This is a genomic window from Palleronia sediminis (genome assembly GCF_004358695.1).
Classification (GTDB): domain Bacteria; phylum Pseudomonadota; class Alphaproteobacteria; order Rhodobacterales; family Rhodobacteraceae; genus Palleronia; species Palleronia sediminis.
This window is the reverse complement of sequence record NZ_SNAA01000001.1, coordinates 389,171-406,756: the sequence shown is the minus strand read 5'-3', so window position 1 is coordinate 406,756 and position 17,586 is coordinate 389,171. Positions and strand designations below refer to the sequence as shown.

Genomic DNA, 17,586 nt, shown 5'->3' with positions numbered 1-17,586 from the left:
ATATCGTAAAAGCGCAATCGCCTAGAACACCGCATGCGCGCCGCGCGCATCCCCGATCTCGCCCGACAGGCGGCGGGCGATGTGGTCCGCGAATGTCTCGCGGCCGTATTCCGGCGTCGTCGCGGCGTCGTAGCGGCCCGTCGCGGGGTCGAGCACCAGCATCGACTGGGTCGCGTAGTAATGCCCGATCCGCGCCATCTCCGCGGCGCCGCGCGCCCGTGACGAGACGCGGCCCGCCAGTCCCAGCCCCGCGGCGATGCCGCGCAGCATCCCCGGCGGAACCCGGCGTACCCGCTCGGGCCGGCCCGTCGCCGCGAAAAGGGCCGCGCCCATGTCGCGCGGGGTCAGCGCCGGGCCCGGACCGCCGATGGGAAAGAGGCCGGGCGCGCGGTCCGCGACCCGGTCGGCGATATAGGCGGCGAGATCCGCATCGCCGATGGGCTTGCAGGCAGTCAGCCGCCCGTCGCCGAAGACCAGGTAGGGCTTGCCCGCCTGCACGCGGCCAAGCTGGCCCGACAGCGATTTGAAGAACGCCGTGGGGCGGACCACGCTCAGCGGCACGCCCAGCCGGGCAAGGTCGGCCTCGGCGCGCAGCTTGGCGTGCTGAAAGGCCAGCCGGGGATATTGCACGCAGATCGCCGAAAGCAGCAGGACATGGCCCGCGCCCGCCGCGACGCCCGCCCTTGCGACCTCGACCGTGGCGCGGTGGTCGATGGCCCAGGCCTCGTCGGGGGCGCCGCTGCGCGAGGCGAGGCACGACACCACCGTGTCGATCCGCGTCCCGGCGATGGCCGCGGCCACCGCACCGGGTCGGCCCGGATCGGCGGACAGCGTCACGGCACCCGCGGGCAGGACCGGCGCGCCGCGCACCGGGCACAGCACGCGATGGCCGCGCGCGACGAGTTCGGCCGCCGTCGCGCGCCCGATCGAGCCTGTGGCGCCCAGCAGAAGGACGGTGCTCATCCCTCGTCTATGCGCGCCGCGCGCCCGCCACGGCGGCGTGGCGCCTCGGTCTCGGCCAACCCCTCGCGCAGGACGGCAAGCATCGGGTGCCCCTCGCACCGATCCGCGTGGCGCGCGATCAGATCGCGCAGCGCCCCCCGCTGGTCCGTCGCCTCGGGCAGCGACATCGCCCAGTCGAGAAAGATCGACCGGCACTCCGCCATGGTGATGCCGTCGATGCGAAAGCTCTCGTGGATCAACCCCCTTGGGTCGGCGGGCGAGCGGGATTTCATCGCAGCAGCTCCGTGATGATGGCGTCGGCCCCATCTGCCGCGTGGGCGAGGTCGCGCGCAAGCCCGTCCATGTCGCGCGCGCCCGTCTCGCGCAGGATCATCGCCAGCGCCCCCGCGCCCAGCGTCTCGGGGTCGAAGCCGTTGGCCCCCAGCAGCCGCTTGGCGTCCTGGAACCGCGCCAGCAGCCCGCGCGCCGCCTCGAGCCGGCGGGCCGCGTCGGCGCCGATCAGCCCCGCCTCGCGCCCCGCGGCGATCTGGTCGCCCGGCGCCGCGGCCCCCGACCGCGCGAGCAGCCCCAAAAGGGACGCGGCCAGCTCGATCTCGGCGAGGCGGCCCGGCCCGGCCTTGGCGTCCCACGGCCCGCCCGGTTTCGCGCCGCGCAGCCTGTCGCGCATGGCGGCGGTGTCGGCGCGGGCGGCGGCCGCGTCGCGCGGCCCGGCGATGATCGCACTGCGCAGGCCCTCGACCGCCTCGCACAAGGCGGGCGGCCCGGCGATGGCGCGGCCCCGCGTCAGGGCCAGATGCTCCCAGGTCCAGGCATCCTCGCGCTGGTATCGCTCGAACGCCCCGAGCGCCGTGGCGACCGGCCCCTGCTTGCCCGATGGCCTGAGCCGCATGTCGACCTCGTAGAGCCGCCCCTGCGCCGTGGGCGCGGTCAGCGCGGTGACGAGCGATTGCGTGAGCCTCGCGTAATAGACGCCCGAGGATAGCGGGCGGCGCCCTTCGGACGCGTCGACCCCGGCGGCGTCATAGATCACGATCAGGTCGAGATCGGATCGCGCGGTCAGGTGCCCCGCCCCGAGCGAGCCCATGGCCAGCACCATCGCCCCGGTGCCCGGCGGCGGGCCGTGGCGGGTCGCGAACTCGGCCACCACCACCGGCCAGAGCGCGGCGATCGCGGCCTCGGCCAGCTCGGCATATTGGCGCCCCGCCTCGTCGCCCGTCGCGATCCCGCGCAGATGGTGGACGCCGATGCGGAAATGCCAGTCGCGCATCCAGCTTCGCGCCTCGTCGAGCTTGCGTTCGTAATCGGGCCGCGCCTCGAGCCGCTGCGCGAGCCCCGTCTCCAGCGCGGCGAGCCCCGGCCACTCGGTAAAGAAATCGCCGCCGATCACCGCGTCGAGCACCGCGGCATTGCGGCTGAGATACTCGGCAAGCTCGGCCGAGCTGCCCGCGATATCGACGATCAGCGCGGTGAGATGCGGGTTCGCCTCGAACAGCGAGAAAAGCTGGACCCCGGCGGGCAGGCCGCGCAGGAACCCGTCGAAATTGAGCAGCGCCCGGTCGGGCCGCGGCGAGGCGAGCAGCCCCGTGAGCACCGCGGGCTTGATCCGGTCGAAGATGTCGAGCGCGCGTTCCGAGCGCAGCGCCGGGTAGCCGCGCCAGGATTGCACCAGCCGTTTGCGGTCCGCGTCGAGCTCGGGCATGTCCGACGCTGCTGGCCGCGCGGGGGAAAAGAACCCTTCGGTCAGGCCCGAGACCCGGTCGAGCCGCGCGCGCAGCTCGGCCCGCAACTCGGTCTCGTCGCGGTCGAGAAACGCGGCGAGCCGGGCGAAGCCCTCGGGCGAAGCGGGCAGGTCGTGGGTCTGCTGGTCGGCGATCATCTGCAACCGGTGCTCGACCTCGCGATGGGCGCGGTAATCCTCGGTCAACTGTCGCGCGGTATCGTCGGGCACCCACCCCGCGCGCACGAGCTGGGCCAGCGCCTCGATCGTGCCGCGCACCCGCAGCGACGGGTCGCGCCCGCCCGCGATGATCTGGCGGGTCTGGGTAAAGAACTCGATCTCGCGGATGCCGCCGCGCCCGAGCTTCATGTCGTGGCCGGGCAGGGCGATGGGGCCGCCGAGCCCCTTGTGGTCGCGGATGCGCAGCCGGATCGCGTGGGCATCCTCGATGGCGGCGAAATCGAGATGCCGCCGCCAGGTAAAGGGCGCCAGCCGGTCGAGAAACCGCTCTCCGGCCGCGATATCGCCTGCCGCCGGGCGCCCCTTGATCCAGGCGGCCCGCTCCCATGTGCGCCCGAAGGCCTCGTAATAACGCTCGGCCGCATCCATGCCGATGCAGACCGGCGTGACCGACGGATCGGGCCTCAGCCGCAGGTCGGTGCGAAAGACGTAGCCCTCGGGGCCGGTATCGGACAGCAGGGAGCACATGCGCCGCGTGGCCTTGACGAGGCTCGCCCGCGCCTCGCCCGCCTCGGCGCCGTAAAGCTCTTCGTCGAACAGCACGATCAGGTCGATATCCGAGGAATAGTTCAACTCGAACGCGCCCATCTTGCCCATCGCGATGGCGACGAGCCCCGCGCCCGTCTCGAGATCGTCCTCGGTGCGGCCGGGCAGGCGGCCCCGCCGGATCTCGGTTCCGACCTCGCGCCGCACGGCCAGCCCGGTGGCCAGATCGGCCAGCCGGGTCAGCGCGCCGGTGACGTCCTCGAGCCCCCAGACGCCGCCGCAATCGCAGACCGCGGCCAGCAGCGCGACCCGCCGCTTGGCCTGGCGCAGCGCGCGCGGCAGCGCATCGTCGGGCGCGGCCGCCGTTTCGGACAGCACCTGTTGCAGGCGCACATGCGGATCGTCCCCCAGCGCGCCGCGCAGCCACTCCGCCTCGAAGTTCATGAGATCGCGCAGGTAGGGCGCGCAGCCCGCGATGCCCGCCAGGAGGTCGCGCGCCTCGGGCGGTTCGCCCGAAAAGGCGGACGCGATCTCGGCGGCGCGCTCGGCGTCGAAGGGGCGGGGGCTGCGGGAGATGGCGCGGACGAGTGACATGCCCGCCCAGTTGGGCCGGCGCCGGGGGGCTGGTCAAGCGGCGCGTGGCGCGAAACACTGGCCGCGACCCCGCCCAGCTACAGGAGCGCCCATGAGCAAGAGCCTCGCCCGCGTCCGTGCCGCCCTTCGGGCCGCCGGCATCCCCGCCGAGCCCGTCGAAAGCCGCGTGCCCACCCGCACCGCCGCCGAGGCCGCGGCGGGCATCGGCGTCGAGACCGACCAGATCGGCAAGGCCATCGTCTTTGTCGGCGGGACCAGCGGCGCGCCGCTCCTGTTTCTCACCGCGGGCAGCCGCCGGGTCGATCTCGACCGCGCCGCCGCGCTGGCGGGCGAGGCGCTGGGCCGCGCCGATGCGGCCGCGATCCGCGCGCTGACCGGCTTCGCCATCGGGGGCGTAGCGCCGCTGGGCGCAACGGGGCCCCTGCGCGGCTTCATGGATCGGCGGCTTTTCGACTTCGACACGATCTGGTGTGCGGCCGGAACCCCGCGCCACAATTTCCCCGCCGCGCCAGCGGCGCTGGCGCGGGCGACGGGCGCCGAGATCGGGGATTTCGCGCGCCCGGCCGGGTGACGCGCGTGATGTGAAAAAGATTAACATGATCCCTTGCGCGCGGCGGGGGACATTCCCATCTAGCGTCATGTGAAAGACATTAACATCCCGAAGGAGCAGACCATGTCCACACTCGCCGACTTCCCCGCGACACGCGGCAACTGGATCACCCGCACCGAAGGGTGGCTCGATGCACGCGGCAAGGGCGCCTGGATCGCGCTCATGATCGCGGGCTTCATCTTCGTCTGGCCCGTCGGGCTCGCCGTTCTGGGCTACATGCTCTACGCCGGCAAGTTCCAGCTTTCGCGCAGCGGCGCGGGATGCGGGATGCGCCGAAGCGCGGTGAACCTGCGCGCCTCGTCAGGCAACGCCGCCTTCGACGCCTACCGCGCCGAGACGCTGCGCCGGCTCGAGGACGAGCAGGCCGCGTTCGAGGCCTTCCTCGGGCGTCTGCGCGAGGCCAAGGACAAGGCCGAGTTCGACCAGTTCATGGACGACCGCAAGCGCCGCGACGACCGCGCCGAACCGACCGTCCAGGACGCGTGATCGACCGGGCCCGCCCTCTTTCACAGGGGGCGGGCCCTTCCCATATCGAGGGACATGACCATGACCGCCATCGGCCTGCCCGATCCGCTCCGCCATTCCGAGTTCTACCGCGACACCGCCTGGAAAAGGCTGTTCGCCTGGGTGCTCGACGTGATCGCCATCACGATCCTGTCCATCGTGCTGACGCCGCTCACGCTGTTCACCTCGATCTTCTTCTTTCCGCTGTTCTACCTCTGCGTCGGGTTCGCCTATCGCTGGGCCACGATCTCGCGCTGGTCGGCCACGCCGGGCATGCGGCTGATGTCGGTCGAGCTGCGCGATGCGCGGGGCGGGCCACTCGATTCCGGGCTCGCCTTCCTGCACACGGCCGGTCACACCGCGGCGATCTGCATATTCCCGCTCATCCTCATGTCGGGCGCGATGATGTGGGGCACCTCGCGCGGGCAGGGGCTGTCGGACATGGTGCTGGGTACGGCGGCGATCAACCGCGCCGCGATCGACTGAGACGGGCCGCGCGGGGGGGTTGCGTCCCCCGTGCGGAACGCTAGCCTCTGGGGCGCACGGACGGGTCGGGGGCTCATGCGACACACTCTGCCAATCGCGCCGCAATTCTATGTGACGGCCCCGCAGCCCTGCCCGTATCTCGACGGCCGGACCGAGCGAAAGCTGTTCACCGCGCTTCAGGGCGACCAGGCGCAGCTACTCAATGACGAGCTGTCGAAACAGGGGTTCCGGCGCAGCCAGAACGTGCTTTACCGCCCCTCCTGCGCCGAGTGTTCGGCCTGCCTCTCGGCGCGCATCCGCGTGGCCGATTTCGCCCCCAACCGGACGCAGCGGCGGCTGCTGCGGCGCAATGCCGATGTCACGCGCAGCGCCAATGCCCCGTGGGCCACCGAAAGCCAGTACGAGCTGTTTCGCGCCTATCTCGACGCGCGCCATGCCGACGGGGGCATGGCCGACATGGATATCTTCGAATTCGCGGCCATGATCGAGGAGACGCCGATCCGTTCGCGCGTGGTCGAGTATCGCCGCCCCGACGAGACCGGCACGCCCGAGCTTCTGGCCGTGGCGCTGACCGACGTGCTCGATGACGGGCTGTCGATGGTCTATTCCTTCTACGATCCCGCCGAGGCGGTGCGGTCGCTGGGCACCTATCTCATCCTCGATCACGTCGAGATCGCGCGCGAGGCGGGGCTGCCCTATGTCTATCTAGGCTACTGGGTGCCGGGCAGCAGCAAGATGGGCTACAAGGCGCGGTTCAACGCGGTCGAGGTCTATCACCGCCGCCGCTGGCAGGATCTGGGCGATCCGAACCGCTATGCGGCCGACACCCATCCGCTGTCGACCGATCCCATCGCCGAGCAGGTGGCCCGGCTCAACCTGCCCGACACGATGACGCGCCCGCGCTAGCGCTCAGCCCTCCCAGCCCTTGACCAGGTCGTCGAGCGCGCGCAGCCGCCCGATCAGCCCCTCCATCTCGTCCACGGGGATCATGTTCGGCCCGTCCGAGGGCGCGCGGTCCGGCGCCTCATGCGTCTCGATGAACAGCGCCGAGACGCCCACCGCCACCGCCGCGCGGGCCAGCACCGGGGCGAATTCGCGCTGCCCGCCGCTGGTCGTGCCCTGTCCGCCCGGCTGCTGGACGGAATGGGTCGCGTCGAACACCACGGGCCAGCCGGTCCGGGCCATGATCGGCAGGCCGCGGAAATCCGACACGAGCGTGTTGTAGCCGAAACTCGTCCCCCGGTCGCACAGCAGGATGCGCGCGTTCCCGGTCGAGGCGATCTTGGCCGCGACATGTTCCATGTCCCAGGGTGCGAGGAACTGGCCCTTCTTCACGTTGATCGCCGCGCCGGTCTCGCCGGCCGCCAGCAGCAGATCGGTCTGGCGGCAGAGGAACGCGGGGATCTGCAGCACGTCGCAGGCCTCGGCCGCGGGGCCGCAATGGTCGGGCAGGTGCACGTCGGTCAGGACCGGACAGCCGAACTCGTCGCGGATGCGCGACAGGATCGACAACCCCTCGTCGAGCCCCAGCCCCCGCGCCGTGCCGATCGAGGACCGGTTGGCCTTGTCGTAGCTCGCCTTGAAGATGAACCGCGTGCCCGTGGGCGCGCAGGCCGCCGCGATCCGCTCGGCCATCATCCGCGCGTGATCGAGGCTTTCGAGCTGGCACGGCCCGGTGATCAGCGCGACGGGGCGCGTGGCGCCGATCTCGATATCGGCGACGGTGACGATACGGGGGGCGGTCATCGGGCGTTCTCCTTCAGTGCGGCCTCGATCCGGGGGATGTCGCCGGGGTTGTTCAGCTCCCAGAACACGCGGCCGCGCCCCTCGACCTCGACGCAGGCGACGCGGTGCCCGTGTTCGAGGAACCTGAGCTGCTCGAGCCCCTCGAGCCGTTCGAGCCGCCCCTCGGGCAGGGCGCCATAGGCGGCGAGCGCATCGGGCGTGTAGGCATAGACGCCGACATGGTGCCACACCGGGATCTCGCCCGACAGTCGCGCGGGATCGAGCCAGGGCAACACCTCTTTCGAGAAATAGAGCGCATCGCCCCGCGCGTCGAACACCGCCGTCGTGCCGCCGACGCGGCCCTGCCGCCGGTCCTCGACGAAATGGGCATAGGTCACGGGATCGCAACGCAGCACCGGGGTCGCGACCTGCGCGCCCCCCTTCATCGCGGCGATCAGCGCCTCGACGAACCACGGCGGGGTGAGCGGCGCGTCGCCCTGCAGGTTCACCACGCAATCCGCGGCGAACCCTCCGGCCTGGAGCGCGGCGGCGCAGCGTTCCGTCCCGTTGCGGCAGGTCTCGGGCGTCATCACCACCCGCGCGCCGAACCCCTCGCAGGCGTCGCGGATGCGGGCGTCATCGGTCGCCACGACAATTTCGGCCACGCCGCGCACCTGCTGCGCGGCCTCCCATGTCAGGCGGATCAGCGACCGGCGCGCGCCGCCGGGCAGGGTCAGCTCGGCCAGCGGCTTGCCGGGATAGCGGGTCGAGGCATAGCGCGCCGGGATCACGATGACGGTTCTCATGCTCAGGCCACCCCGGCGCGCAAAAGGTCATGGATATGCAGCACGCCCACCGGGCGGCGGTCGTCGTCGCAGACGATCAGCACCGAGATCTTGCGCGCGTTGAGCAGCCCCAGCGCCTGCGCGGCCATCATCCCCGGCGCGGCCGTCACCGGGTCGGGCGTGGCGATCTCGCCCGCGCGGCGCGTCATCAGGTCGGTCATGTTGCGGCGCAGGTCGCCATCGGTCACGACACCGGCCAGCCGCCCCGCCGCATCCGTCACGGCCGTGATGCCGAACCCTTTCGACGTCATCTCGAGCAGCGTCTCGCCCATATCGGCCCCGACGGGCACGAGCGGGATGGCGTCGCCGCCATGCATGAACTCCTCCACCCGCGCGAGCTGCGCCCCGAGCTTGCCGCCGGGATGAAAGGCCGCGAAATGCTCGGCGCCAAAGCCGCGCAGCTCCATCAGGGCGACGGCCAGCGCATCGCCCAGCGCCAGCGCGGCCGTGGTCGAGGTGGTGGGCGCCAGCCCCATCGGACAGGCCTCGGCCATGGGCGGCAGCAGCAGCCGGAACCCCGCGGCGCGCATCAGCGTGCTGTCGGCGCGCGAGGACAGCCCGACCAGCGGGATCGCGAACCGCTTGGCATAGGCCAGCAGGTCGCGCAGCTCGGCCGTCTCGCCCGAGTTCGAGATCAGCAGGCAGATATCGCCCGACCCGATCATGCCCAGGTCGCCATGGCTCGCCTCGGTCGGGTGGACGAAACTGGCCTGCGTGCCGGTCGAGGCCAGCGTCGCCGCGATCTTGCGTCCGACATGGCCGGACTTGCCGACGCCCGCCACGATGACCCGCCCCGTGCAGGCGCGGATCGCGCGGACGGCCCCCGTGAAATCTGCCGGAAGGTCGCGCGCGAGCGCGCTCAGCGCCGCGGCTTCGACGCTCAGCACCCGTTCGGCCGCGGCAAGGATGGCATCGTCGGTCATGGCGCCCCCCATAACGGGCGGCTCGTGCGCGGTCAAAGCCCCCCGCGGCCCGGACGCCGCCGCTTGCGCGGCCCCGCCGGGATCTTTGAGCGGAACCCCGGCGGGCGGCGTGACACCCAGCCGATGAACTTCGCGATCCTCGGATGGGCGCGCAACGCCCCGAGCGTGCTGTAATCGCGGGCAAGCTCGGTCTCGGTCAGCGTGGCGTGGATCTCGGAATGGCAGATCTGGTGCAACAGCACCACCGGGCCGCCCTTGCCGCCCCTGAGCTTGGGCACGAGGTGGTGCAGGCTTTGCGGCACATCGGGCGGGATGGGCCGGCCGCACAGGCCGCAGATCGGATGACGCTCCTCCATGGCTCCCAGATCGGGGCGGTCGCGCCCCGGCGCAAGACCCCCGCTCAGCGCATCCAGAGCCCCGCCGATTTCAGCCGGTTGCGGATCGCGCGCTCGCGCCGGGGCAGGGCCGCGCGGTCGAACATCGCCCGCGCCCGTGCGCCCCGCCCCTGCAAGAGGAACCGCCGGAACGGCTCGTGCTCCTTCAACACCTTCTTGATGCGGTTGGGCTGGATCGCCTCCAGCGCGGCGGTCACGGCGGCATCGGATTCGCGCGCGAAAAGCAGCCCCATGACGCGCCAGTGGCATGTCACCGACCCGTCGAGCAGCCCCTCGGGGATCGTCCGCCGCCCGCCGCCCAGGGCGTGGACGACCAGCGGCAGCGCCACCTGGTCGAGCCACGGATCGAGCGATTGCAGCTCGGCCGCACGCGGCGTGCGGTCGCGGATGGCCAGCGCGGTCTCGAGATAGCGCCGCCCGAAACTCGGCCCGCAGCGGTAAAAGAACCAGCCGGCGTTGAAATAGAGATACCGCTCCCAGTACTCGTCGGGCTGATCGGGGTCGAGCGAGCTTGCGAAATCGAGCCCCATGAGGTCGTAGAGCGACCCCCAGATCTCGGAATATCCCGGCCCGTAAAACTCGATCTCGGGCCATGTCCCCTCGCGCCGCAGCGATGCGCAGGGCCGGTCGAAATCGAAGGGCACCGCGCTCAGCGGCCCCGTCACCAGCGTGTCGCTGTCGAAAAAGACAAAGGGCGCGCCGGGATCGAGCGCGGCCAGCGCCTCGATCTTGTTGCCCTGCGGATAGGCGGCGCCGAAATGAACCGCGTCGAAAGGCCGGATCTCGGCGCAGAGCTCGCCCGCAAGCAGGTCGCGCTGCGCATCGCTCATCCGCGGGTCGCCCGGCCAGGCCCCGCCGGGCCTCGGCTCGGCCACGATGAGCCGCCCCGCGAATCCCGGATCGGCCCTGCGCAGCGAGGCGGCGAAGAGGATCGCCTCGTACCCCACCCGCCCCTTCTGGCCGATCACGACGACATCGAAAGGCTCTGCGGTCATGCGGGGTCCGATCCTGTTGCGCGCGCCGAATATCACCGCCGAAGACAGCGGAAAAGCGACATGCACGCGACAATTTCGGGCGCAAGCGCGAGAGGCACGCCGGGCAGGGGGGCCGTCTGCCCCCCGCCGCCGCTACGCGGCGCCTCCCCCCGAGGATACTTGCCCGGAGGAAAACCACCCGCCCGTTTTTCCTCCGCCCAAATATCCTGGGGAGTCCGGTCGCAGACCGGACGGGGCAAAGCCCCGCCGACCTCGACGGAATCCTGCGGGGTGAAATTTGGGCTGGACGCCAAACTGTGCGATCAAGTGGTGGGCGACCCTGGAATCGAACCAGGCGTGCGTCTCCGCGAGGGAGTTACAGTCCCCTGCCACACCTTGCGGCCTGTCGCCCACTAGGGCGGCGAGGTATCGCCGCGCCCCCCAGCCGTCAACCCGAAAATCGCTTGATCGCGGGCGCGGGGAAGGACATGCAGGCCGGACCGCAGGAGGGCCCCGGTCATGGCGCAGAAACCCAGGTGGGTGATCGAGAAAGAGCAGGCCGCGCGCGCCAACGAGCTTTGGCTATTTGGCCTGCACGCGGTGCGCGACGCGCTGGCCAACCCCGCCCGCGAAAAGCTGCGCCTCGTGCTGACGCGCAACGCCGCCGACCGGATCGGCGATGCCGTGGAGGCGGCGGGGATCGCGCCCGAGATCGCCGATCCGCGCCGGTTCCCGGTGCCGCTCGATCCGGGGTCGGTTCACCAGGGCGCGGCGCTGCTGGTGCGGCCGCTCGATTGGGGGCCGCTCGACCGGGTCGCGGGGGGCGCCGGCGCGCCGCTGGTCGTCTGTCTCGACCGCGTCACCGATCCGCATAACGTGGGCGCGGTGCTGCGCTCGGCCGAGGTGTTCGGCGCCCGCGCCGTGATCGCGCCCGCGCGCCACTCGGCCCCCGAGACCGGGGCGCTGGCCAAGACGGCGTCGGGCGCGCTCGAGCGGCAGCCCTATCTGCGGGTCGGCAACCTCGCCGCCGCGATGGAGGAGCTGCGCGCGATGGGGTTCCGCCTGCTCGGGCTCGACGGCGAGGCCCCGGTGACGCTGGGCGCGGCCCTGGCCCAAGGGCGGGGCGCGCCGGTGGCGTTGGTGCTGGGCGCCGAGGGGCCGGGCCTGCGCGCGCGCACCCGCGAGACCTGCGACGCGCTGGTGCGGATCGAGGCGGCCGGCGGGTTCGGATCGCTCAACGTGTCGAATGCGGCGGCGGTGGCACTTTATGCCGCGGCGCAGGCGTTGCGGGGCTGAACGCGAATCACGTTGCCGCGACCGGGGATGTTTTTTGGCGCAAACATGCCAGATTGAATGGTGCGGCGGGCTGGAACACCCGTCGCCTCATCACTGTCCCTCGTTCCATACCTTGGCCCGGGCCCCGCTCGGGCCATTTTTCTGCGCCCCTTGCCAGCCCCTTGCCAGTGGCGCGCGCAGCGCCAGATCGTCGCGCATGACCGATGACGAGTTCCGCCGCATCCTCGCCGACACGCGCCGCATCGCGGTCGTCGGCGTCTCGCTCAAGCCCGAGCGGCCCAGCCATCGGGTCACGCAATGGCTGGTCGATATGGGTTACGAGGTCTTTCCCGTGAACCCCGGCCACGCGGGCCGCACGGTCTGCGGCCGTCCCGTCGCCGCTGGTCTGGGCGATCTGCCGCGCGATATCCAGATGGTCGACATCTTTCGCAGCCCCGAGCATGTGCCCGCCGTGGTCGCCGAGGCGCTCGACCTCTTTCCCGCGCTCGAAACCGTGTGGATGCAGATCGGGGCGGGCCATCCCGAGGCGGCGGCCATGGCGCGCGGCCGCGGCGTGGCCGCGGTGATGGATCGCTGCCCCGTGATCGAACATGCGCGCCTGTTCGGCGCCGCCTCGGCGCCGCGCTAGCGCCGCGCGGATTTCTCGTCGATGCCCGACCGCCCCTCGCGCCGGGCGAGTTCGGCCTCGATATCGGCAAGGCTCACGTCGCGCGCGGCGCACATGACCAGCAGGTGAAACAGCGCATCCGCGGCCTCGGCCGTCAGCCGCGCGCGGTCGCCGCGCACGGCCTCGATCACGGCCTCGATGGCCTCTTCGCCGAATTTCTCGGCGCATTTCTCGGGGCCCTGCGCCAGCAGCCGCGCGGTCCAGCTCGTCTCGGGGTCGGCGTCGCGGCGTGCGGCGATGGTGGCGGCCAGCCGGTCGAGCGCGCTCATGTCAGGCGCACCGGGATACCGGCCGCGGCCATATGCGCCTTGGCCTCGGCGATGGTGAACTCGCCGAAATGAAAGATCGACGCGGCGAGCACGGCACTCGCCCCGCCCTCGGTCACGCCCTCGACGAGGTGATCGAGCGTGCCGACCCCGCCCGAAGCGATCACCGGCACCGGCACCGCGTCCGAGATCGCGCGGGTGAGCGGGATGTTGAACCCCGCTCGCGTGCCGTCGCGATCCATCGAGGTCAGCAGGATCTCGCCCGCGCCCTTGTCGGCGACCGTGCGCGCGAATGCGACGGCGTCGATGCCGGTGGGGCGGCGGCCGCCATGGGTAAAGATCTCCCAGCGGCCGGGCGCCACGGTCTTGGCGTCGATGGCCACGACGATGCATTGGCTCCCGAACCGGTCGGCCGCGCGCGCGACCACGTCGGGATCGGCCACCGCCGCCGAGTTGAAGCTGACCTTGTCCGCCCCCGCCAGGAGCAGGTCGCGCACGTCGTCGGCGCTGCGCACGCCGCCGCCGATGGTCAGCGGCATGAAGCATTGCTCGGCGGTGCGGGTCGCCAGTTCGTAGAGCGTGCCGCGATTCTCGTGCGTGGCGTGGATGTCGAGAAAGCAGAGCTCGTCCGCGCCCGCCGCGTCATAGGCGCGCGCCGCGTCCACCGGGTCGCCCGCATCGCGCAGGTCGACGAAATTGACGCCCTTGACCACGCGCCCGTCGGCCACGTCGAGGCAGGGAATGATCCGGGTCTTGAGCATGGCGGCCCTCCTGTTGCGGCAGGGGATGCCGGAGCGCGCGGGCTTTGGCAACAGCGCGGACCCCGCGCCGGCAAGGCCGGGGGGAACCGCGCTGCGGCCCCGCCGGTTGTCGCCCGACAGAGGAGTGAACCGATGACCCGTATCCTGCCCGCCCTGGCGCTTGCCGTCCTGCCCATGGCCGCCGCCGCCGAAATCGAGACCGCCGAGGCCGAGGGCAGCGTGGCCGAGGTGATGAACCGGCTCGAGATCGCCGTCGCCGAGGCCGGCGCCACGATCTTCGCCAAGGTCGATCACGCCGGCGGCGCCGATGCCGTGGGCATGGCGATGAACGACGCGCAGCTTCTCATCTTCGGCAATCCCCGGCTGGGCACGCCGATCATGCAGGCCGATCCCCGCGCCGGGCTGGTGCTGCCGATGAAGATGCTGGTCTATGCCGACGATGACGGCCGGACCCATATCGTCTGGCCCGAGGTCGAGTCGATGTTCGACGAGTTCGACGTGGACGGCGATCTCGAGGCGATCGACAAGATCGAGGAGGTCGTCAACAATTTCGTGCAATCCGCGACGCAGTAGCCCCCCGCCTCAGCCGCGCAGCGCCTCCAGCGCCGCGCCGAGGTCGAGCGCCCCGTCGTAGAGCGCCCGCCCCGAGATCGCGCCCGCAACGACGCCGGTATCGCGCAGCGCGACCAGGTCGCCCAGCGACGCCACCCCGCCGCTGGCGATCACGGGGATGTCGACGGCGCGCGCGAGCGCAGCGGTCGCCGCGACATTCGGCCCGCCCATGGCGCCGTCGCGGTCGATATCGGTGTAGATCAGCGCCGCCACCCCGGCATCCTCGAAACTGCGGGCAAGCTCGGTCACCTTTATGTCGGTCTCCTCGGCCCAGCCGCGGGTGGCCACGCGGCCATCGCGCGCGTCGAGCCCCACCGCGATGCGGCCGGGAAAGGCGCGCGCCGCCTCGCGCACCAGATCGGGCGCCTCGACCGCGACCGTGCCGAGGATCACCCGCGCGATCCCGCGCTCCAGCCAGCGCTCGATGGTGGCCATGTCGCGGATGCCCCCGCCAAGCTGGGCGGGCACCGAGACGCGCCCGAGGATGGCCTCGACCGCGTCGCCGTTCACCGGCTGCCCGGCAAAGGCGCCGTTCAGGTCCACAAGGTGCAGCCAGTCGCAGCCCGCCGCCTCGAAGGCCGCCGCCTGCGCGGCCGGGTCGTCGCCGAACACCGTCGCGGCCTCCATGTCGCCCTTGAGCAGCCGCACGCACTGGCCGTCCTTCAGGTCGATGGCGGGATAGAGGATCATGGCGCGCTCCCTCGTGACTGACGCGCGGCCGGGTCTAGGCGCGCGCGGACGGTTTGCCAAGCCGCCGGCCGCTGCGCGGAACGCGGGCGGGGCGCGCGCCGTTGGGCCTGCGATCCGCCCGGACCGCGAGACCGAACCAAGGAGCCCACCGATGCCCATCATCCGCACCGCCGACAAGACCGAGCTTTTCGTCAAGGACTGGGGCGAGGGCCGCCCCGTCATCCTCATCCACGGCTGGCCGCTCAATGCCGACAGCTGGGAGCGTCAGGCCCTCTCGCTCGCCGATGCGGGATACCGCGTGGTCAGCTACGACCGGCGCGGCTTCGGGCGGTCGGGCCAGCCCTTCGGCGGCTACGATTACGACACGATGGCCGACGATCTCGCCTCGGTGATCGACGGGCTCGACCTGCGCGACGCGGCGTTGGTGGGCTTTTCGATGGGCGGCGGCGAGGTGGCGCGATACGTGGCGCGCCACGGCACGGCGCGGCTGCGCCAGGCCGTGCTGATCTCGTCGATCGCGCCCTTCATGCTTAAGACGCGCGACAATCCCGAGGGCGTCGCGCCCGAGGTGTTCGAGCAGATGGAACAGGGCGTGACCGAGGACCGGCCGCAATTCCTGCGCGATTTCCTGCCGGGCTTTTACGGGCAGGACACCGAGGGGGGCGGCGTCAGCGCGGGCGTGCTCGACTGGACATGGGGCATGGCGATGATGGCAAGCCCCAGGGCCACGCTGTCCTGCATCGACGCCTTCGGCCGCACCGACCTGCGCCCCGACATGAAGGCCTTCGATATCCCGGTGCTGGTCGTCCACGGCACCGGCGATTCGGTAGTGCCCATCGACGTGTCGGGGCGGCGGGCGGCCGCCTCCATCGAGGGTGCCGAGCTCCGCGAATACGACGGCGCCCCGCACGGGCTGATCGCCACCCATGCCGACCGGCTGTCGCGCGACCTCGTGGATTTCCTCAAGGGCTAGCGTCCGCGCCGTTTACCGAACGGCAAGACCTGTCATGCTAGAAAGCCCCTGCGCGCAAAGGAAGACAGCGAGATCGGGGAGGGGTCGTTCGGGGTTGCGCCCGGACGGATCTGCCAACCGCTCTCACCGGTGAGACGAACGGCCGGGGGTGACGCCCCGTCCCCTGCTCTCGTGCCCCGGCGGCGCCGCCCTGTTTCCATCCCATCCACGACGATACGGATCCAGCCCGAAGCCGCCACCGGCTTTCCGGGCCGAACCCGTTCGCGCCGCCGCGCGGCGGCGGGGGCGATGCGCCGCCCGGCCTATGTCTTCTCTTTCCAAATACCCCGATCCCAGGCCCGCCGCCCGCGGGACCATCCCGGCCGCGGGGCGCCTCAGGGGCGCCAGCCGAGGAAATTGGCGATCAGCCGCAGCCCGGCCGACTGGCTCTTTTCGGGATGGAACTGGGTGCCCACCGCGGTCCCCTCGGCCACGATGGCCGTCACCGCCTCGCCATAGTCGCAGGAGGCGAGCCGTTGCGCCGGATCGGAGCAGCGCATGTGGTAGGAGTGCACGAAATAGGCGTGATCGCCCGTCGCGATCCCGTCCAGAACCGGATGCGCCCGTTCCACGACGAGATCGTTCCACCCCATATGCGGCACCTTCAGCCGGTCGTCGCCGGGTTCGATCGGCACCACCTCCGCGTCGATCCAGCCAAGGCCCGGCGTCGGCCGATGCTCGAGCCCGCGCCGCGCCATGAGCTGCATGCCCACGCAGATCCCCAGGAACGGGCGGCCGCGCGTCTCGACCGCCTCGCGCAGCGCCTCGTGCAGCGCCGGGCGGTCCTGCATCAGCGCCCGCGCGCAGGCGGGAAAGGCGCCGTCGCCCGGCAGCACGATCCGCTCGGCGCGGGCCACGTCCTCGGGCGCGGCCGAGACCAGCACGGGGCCGGCCCCGGTCTCGGCCGCCATGCGCTGGAACGCCTTTTCGGCCGAATGCAGGTTGCCGCTGTCGATATCGATCAGGACCGTGGTCATCGGCTCACAGCGCGCCCTTGGTCGAGGGCACCGCCTCGCCCTTGCGGCGGTCGGGCTCGACCGCCTGGCGCAGCGCGCGCGCCAGCCCCTTGAACGCGGCCTCGGCGATGTGGTGACTGTTGAGCCCCCGCACGAGGTCCACGTGCAGCGTGATGCCGCCATGGGTCGACAGCGCCTGGAAGAACTCGCGCACCAGCTCGGTGTCGAAGCTGCCGATCTTTTCGGTGGGAAAGGGCAGGTTCCAGCCCAGCCAGGGCCGCCCCGACAGATCCAGCGCCACGGTCACGAGCGTGTCGTCCATGGGCAGCGCGCATTGGCCGTAGCGCCCGATCCCGCGCTTGGCCCCCAGCGCCTCGCGCAGCGCCTGTCCCAGCGCGATGCCGCAATCCTCGACGCTGTGGTGGTCGTCGATATGCCGGTCGCCCTCGCATTTGATGTGCATGTCGATCATCGAATGCCGCGCGAGCTGGTCGAGCATGTGGTCGAAGAACCCAACGCCTGTCTGGATGCCGGCAGTGCCGGTCCCGTCGAGATCGACCATGGCGGTGATCGCCGTCTCGGAGGTGGTGCGGGTGATCGAGGCGCTGCGCGGCATGGGGGCGGCTCCGTCAGGGTGGGGGATGCGGACGCGCGCCGGTATAGGGCCGGGGCCGCGGCTTGACTAGGGCGCGGGCGGGCGGTCGTCTTGCCTCGTTTGAAGCTGTTTCGCCCTGCACGATTCGCAACCCCGAAATGCCCAATGGCGGGTTTCCTCCGTTGTCGGGGACCGATAACGTTCGAAGCCATCTAGTCTGCACGGGGGTTGGGAGGCCCCATGCCGGATCGCGCCCGCGGGGTCGCGCT

The 17,586-nt window shown here is 71.5% G+C and carries 21 protein-coding genes and 1 tRNA gene; 8 read left to right on the top strand and 14 right to left on the bottom strand.

All coding sequences use genetic code 11. The features are described 5' to 3' along the window. Positions 1 to 21: 21 nt before the first annotated feature. The 3 genes from E2L08_RS02130 to E2L08_RS02120 are packed head-to-tail and all read right to left on the bottom strand — an operon-like array spanning position 22 to position 4,000. Positions 22 to 963, bottom strand: a complete 942-nt coding sequence (locus tag E2L08_RS02130) for an NAD(P)H-binding protein (protein ID WP_133395386.1) — start codon at positions 961 to 963, stop codon at positions 22 to 24. Next, entirely contained in the window at positions 960 to 1,235 is a 276-nt protein-coding gene (locus E2L08_RS02125) for a hypothetical protein (RefSeq protein ID WP_133395385.1), read from the bottom strand. The genes E2L08_RS02130 and E2L08_RS02125 overlap by 4 nt, the downstream gene beginning before the upstream one ends. Continuing rightward, positions 1,232 to 4,000: a bifunctional [glutamine synthetase] adenylyltransferase/[glutamine synthetase]-adenylyl-L-tyrosine phosphorylase gene (locus tag E2L08_RS02120; RefSeq protein WP_133395384.1), complete on the bottom strand. Its 2,769-nt coding sequence runs from the start codon at positions 3,998 to 4,000 to the stop codon at positions 1,232 to 1,234. The genes E2L08_RS02125 and E2L08_RS02120 overlap by 4 nt, the downstream gene beginning before the upstream one ends. A gap of 91 nt (positions 4,001 to 4,091) precedes the next feature. Here E2L08_RS02120 and E2L08_RS02115 point away from each other — a divergent pair, with 91 nt between their 5' ends. The 4 genes from E2L08_RS02115 (at position 4,092) to E2L08_RS02100 (ending at position 6,506) form a co-directional block, all read left to right on the top strand. Further along, entirely contained in the window at positions 4,092 to 4,571 is a 480-nt protein-coding gene (locus tag E2L08_RS02115) for a YbaK/EbsC family protein (RefSeq protein ID WP_133395383.1), read from the top strand. A gap of 102 nt (positions 4,572 to 4,673) precedes the next feature. Beyond that, the gene (locus E2L08_RS02110) at positions 4,674 to 5,096 is read left to right on the top strand and encodes a DUF2852 domain-containing protein (protein WP_133395382.1); all 423 of its coding nucleotides are present in this window, start codon (positions 4,674 to 4,676) and stop codon (positions 5,094 to 5,096) included. A gap of 60 nt (positions 5,097 to 5,156) precedes the next feature. Continuing rightward, on the top strand, positions 5,157 to 5,600 hold the full coding sequence (locus tag E2L08_RS02105) for an RDD family protein (RefSeq protein WP_338069516.1): 444 nt from the start codon (positions 5,157 to 5,159) through the stop codon (positions 5,598 to 5,600). A 75-nt stretch (positions 5,601 to 5,675) separates the two neighbouring features. Continuing rightward, positions 5,676 to 6,506: an arginyltransferase gene (locus E2L08_RS02100; protein ID WP_133395380.1), complete on the top strand. Its 831-nt coding sequence runs from the start codon at positions 5,676 to 5,678 to the stop codon at positions 6,504 to 6,506. A 3-nt stretch (positions 6,507 to 6,509) separates the two neighbouring features. On the opposite strand, the gene kdsA is transcribed toward E2L08_RS02100, so the two are convergent. The 6 genes from kdsA to E2L08_RS16925 all read right to left on the bottom strand — a co-directional run bounded on the left by kdsA (position 6,510) and on the right by E2L08_RS16925 (position 10,874). After that, positions 6,510 to 7,346 carry a 3-deoxy-8-phosphooctulonate synthase gene (gene kdsA, locus E2L08_RS02095; RefSeq protein ID WP_133395379.1) on the bottom strand — a complete coding sequence of 279 codons (837 nt, stop codon included), beginning with the start codon at positions 7,344 to 7,346 and terminating at the stop codon, positions 6,510 to 6,512. Further along, on the bottom strand, positions 7,343 to 8,131 hold the full coding sequence (locus E2L08_RS02090) for a 3-deoxy-manno-octulosonate cytidylyltransferase (RefSeq protein WP_133395378.1): 789 nt from the start codon (positions 8,129 to 8,131) through the stop codon (positions 7,343 to 7,345). The genes kdsA and E2L08_RS02090 overlap by 4 nt, the downstream gene beginning before the upstream one ends. 2 nt (positions 8,132 to 8,133) lie before the next feature. After that, a complete protein-coding gene (locus E2L08_RS02085; RefSeq protein WP_133395377.1) occupies positions 8,134 to 9,093 on the bottom strand; it encodes a KpsF/GutQ family sugar-phosphate isomerase in 960 nt (319 codons plus the stop codon). 32 nt (positions 9,094 to 9,125) lie between these two features. Then, positions 9,126 to 9,449 (bottom strand): HNH endonuclease, encoded by a 324-nt coding sequence (locus E2L08_RS02080; RefSeq protein WP_133395376.1) that lies wholly within the window; start codon positions 9,447 to 9,449, stop codon positions 9,126 to 9,128. Positions 9,450 to 9,493: 44 nt separating this feature from the next. Beyond that, the gene (locus E2L08_RS02075; protein ID WP_133395375.1) at positions 9,494 to 10,483 is read right to left on the bottom strand and encodes a GT-B fold glycosyltransferase domain-containing protein; all 990 of its coding nucleotides are present in this window, start codon (positions 10,481 to 10,483) and stop codon (positions 9,494 to 9,496) included. Between the two features lie 307 nt (positions 10,484 to 10,790). Continuing rightward, positions 10,791 to 10,874, bottom strand: a tRNA-Tyr gene (locus tag E2L08_RS16925). A 107-nt stretch (positions 10,875 to 10,981) separates the two neighbouring features. On the opposite strand from E2L08_RS16925, the gene rlmB reads away from it, so the two are divergent. Then, positions 10,982 to 11,758, top strand: a complete 777-nt coding sequence (gene rlmB, locus E2L08_RS02070) for a 23S rRNA (guanosine(2251)-2'-O)-methyltransferase RlmB (protein WP_133395374.1) — start codon at positions 10,982 to 10,984, stop codon at positions 11,756 to 11,758. 196 nt (positions 11,759 to 11,954) lie between these two features. Beyond that, positions 11,955 to 12,386, top strand: coding sequence for a CoA-binding protein (locus tag E2L08_RS02065; protein WP_133395373.1), 432 nt, complete (start codon positions 11,955 to 11,957; stop codon positions 12,384 to 12,386). Here the strand turns inward: E2L08_RS02065 and E2L08_RS02060 are convergent. Both E2L08_RS02060 and hisF read right to left on the bottom strand, forming a co-directional pair. Continuing rightward, positions 12,383 to 12,694 (bottom strand): phosphoribosyl-ATP diphosphatase, encoded by a 312-nt coding sequence (locus E2L08_RS02060; RefSeq protein ID WP_133395372.1) that lies wholly within the window; start codon positions 12,692 to 12,694, stop codon positions 12,383 to 12,385. The two genes, E2L08_RS02065 and E2L08_RS02060, sit on opposite strands and share 4 nt — an antisense overlap. Continuing rightward, complete coding sequence (gene hisF, locus E2L08_RS02055; protein WP_133395371.1) at positions 12,691 to 13,452, bottom strand: imidazole glycerol phosphate synthase subunit HisF; 762 nt, start codon at positions 13,450 to 13,452, stop codon at positions 12,691 to 12,693. The genes E2L08_RS02060 and hisF overlap by 4 nt, the downstream gene beginning before the upstream one ends. Before the next feature lie 132 nt (positions 13,453 to 13,584). Here hisF and E2L08_RS02050 point away from each other — a divergent pair, with 132 nt between their 5' ends. Next, the gene (locus tag E2L08_RS02050) at positions 13,585 to 14,025 is read left to right on the top strand and encodes a DUF302 domain-containing protein (protein ID WP_133395370.1); all 441 of its coding nucleotides are present in this window, start codon (positions 13,585 to 13,587) and stop codon (positions 14,023 to 14,025) included. A 9-nt stretch (positions 14,026 to 14,034) separates the two neighbouring features. Here the strand turns inward: E2L08_RS02050 and hisA are convergent, their stop codons facing one another. After that, the gene (gene hisA, locus E2L08_RS02045; RefSeq protein ID WP_133395369.1) at positions 14,035 to 14,754 is read right to left on the bottom strand and encodes a 1-(5-phosphoribosyl)-5-[(5-phosphoribosylamino)methylideneamino]imidazole-4-carboxamide isomerase; all 720 of its coding nucleotides are present in this window, start codon (positions 14,752 to 14,754) and stop codon (positions 14,035 to 14,037) included. A gap of 151 nt (positions 14,755 to 14,905) precedes the next feature. Here hisA and E2L08_RS02040 point away from each other — a divergent pair, with 151 nt between their 5' ends. After that, complete coding sequence (locus E2L08_RS02040; protein WP_133395368.1) at positions 14,906 to 15,727, top strand: alpha/beta fold hydrolase; 822 nt, start codon at positions 14,906 to 14,908, stop codon at positions 15,725 to 15,727. Between the two features lie 374 nt (positions 15,728 to 16,101). Here E2L08_RS02040 and hisH read toward each other — a convergent pair whose 3' ends face one another. Together hisH and hisB are read right to left on the bottom strand one after the other, a co-directional pair. Continuing rightward, positions 16,102 to 16,743 (bottom strand): imidazole glycerol phosphate synthase subunit HisH, encoded by a 642-nt coding sequence (gene hisH, locus E2L08_RS02035; RefSeq protein WP_133395367.1) that lies wholly within the window; start codon positions 16,741 to 16,743, stop codon positions 16,102 to 16,104. A gap of 4 nt (positions 16,744 to 16,747) precedes the next feature. Further along, positions 16,748 to 17,338, bottom strand: a complete 591-nt coding sequence (gene hisB, locus E2L08_RS02030; RefSeq protein ID WP_133395366.1) for an imidazoleglycerol-phosphate dehydratase HisB — start codon at positions 17,336 to 17,338, stop codon at positions 16,748 to 16,750. Between the last annotated feature and the right edge of the window lie 248 nt (positions 17,339 to 17,586).

Bases quoted from the DNA above. Each gene is read 5' to 3' on its own strand.
- E2L08_RS02130 (WP_133395386.1), bottom strand. From the start codon at position 963: ATGAGCACCGTCCTTCTGCTGGGCGCCACAGGCTCGATCGGGCGCGCG.
- E2L08_RS02125 (WP_133395385.1), bottom strand. From the start codon at position 1,235: ATGAAATCCCGCTCGCCCGCCGACCCAAGGGGGTTGATCCACGAGAGC.
- E2L08_RS02120 (WP_133395384.1), bottom strand. From the start codon at position 4,000: ATGTCACTCGTCCGCGCCATCTCCCGCAGCCCCCGCCCCTTCGACGCC.
- E2L08_RS02115 (WP_133395383.1), top strand. From the start codon at position 4,092: ATGAGCAAGAGCCTCGCCCGCGTCCGTGCCGCCCTTCGGGCCGCCGGC.
- E2L08_RS02110 (WP_133395382.1), top strand. From the start codon at position 4,674: ATGTCCACACTCGCCGACTTCCCCGCGACACGCGGCAACTGGATCACC.
- E2L08_RS02105 (WP_338069516.1), top strand. From the start codon at position 5,157: ATGACCGCCATCGGCCTGCCCGATCCGCTCCGCCATTCCGAGTTCTAC.
- E2L08_RS02100 (WP_133395380.1), top strand. From the start codon at position 5,676: ATGCGACACACTCTGCCAATCGCGCCGCAATTCTATGTGACGGCCCCG.
- kdsA (WP_133395379.1), bottom strand. From the start codon at position 7,346: ATGACCGCCCCCCGTATCGTCACCGTCGCCGATATCGAGATCGGCGCC.
- E2L08_RS02090 (WP_133395378.1), bottom strand. From the start codon at position 8,131: ATGAGAACCGTCATCGTGATCCCGGCGCGCTATGCCTCGACCCGCTAT.
- E2L08_RS02085 (WP_133395377.1), bottom strand. From the start codon at position 9,093: ATGACCGACGATGCCATCCTTGCCGCGGCCGAACGGGTGCTGAGCGTC.
- E2L08_RS02080 (WP_133395376.1), bottom strand. From the start codon at position 9,449: ATGGAGGAGCGTCATCCGATCTGCGGCCTGTGCGGCCGGCCCATCCCG.
- E2L08_RS02075 (WP_133395375.1), bottom strand. From the start codon at position 10,483: ATGACCGCAGAGCCTTTCGATGTCGTCGTGATCGGCCAGAAGGGGCGG.
- rlmB (WP_133395374.1), top strand. From the start codon at position 10,982: ATGGCGCAGAAACCCAGGTGGGTGATCGAGAAAGAGCAGGCCGCGCGC.
- E2L08_RS02065 (WP_133395373.1), top strand. From the start codon at position 11,955: ATGACCGATGACGAGTTCCGCCGCATCCTCGCCGACACGCGCCGCATC.
- E2L08_RS02060 (WP_133395372.1), bottom strand. From the start codon at position 12,694: ATGAGCGCGCTCGACCGGCTGGCCGCCACCATCGCCGCACGCCGCGAC.
- hisF (WP_133395371.1), bottom strand. From the start codon at position 13,452: ATGCTCAAGACCCGGATCATTCCCTGCCTCGACGTGGCCGACGGGCGC.
- E2L08_RS02050 (WP_133395370.1), top strand. From the start codon at position 13,585: ATGACCCGTATCCTGCCCGCCCTGGCGCTTGCCGTCCTGCCCATGGCC.
- hisA (WP_133395369.1), bottom strand. From the start codon at position 14,754: ATGATCCTCTATCCCGCCATCGACCTGAAGGACGGCCAGTGCGTGCGG.
- E2L08_RS02040 (WP_133395368.1), top strand. From the start codon at position 14,906: ATGCCCATCATCCGCACCGCCGACAAGACCGAGCTTTTCGTCAAGGAC.
- hisH (WP_133395367.1), bottom strand. From the start codon at position 16,743: ATGACCACGGTCCTGATCGATATCGACAGCGGCAACCTGCATTCGGCC.
- hisB (WP_133395366.1), bottom strand. From the start codon at position 17,338: ATGCCGCGCAGCGCCTCGATCACCCGCACCACCTCCGAGACGGCGATC.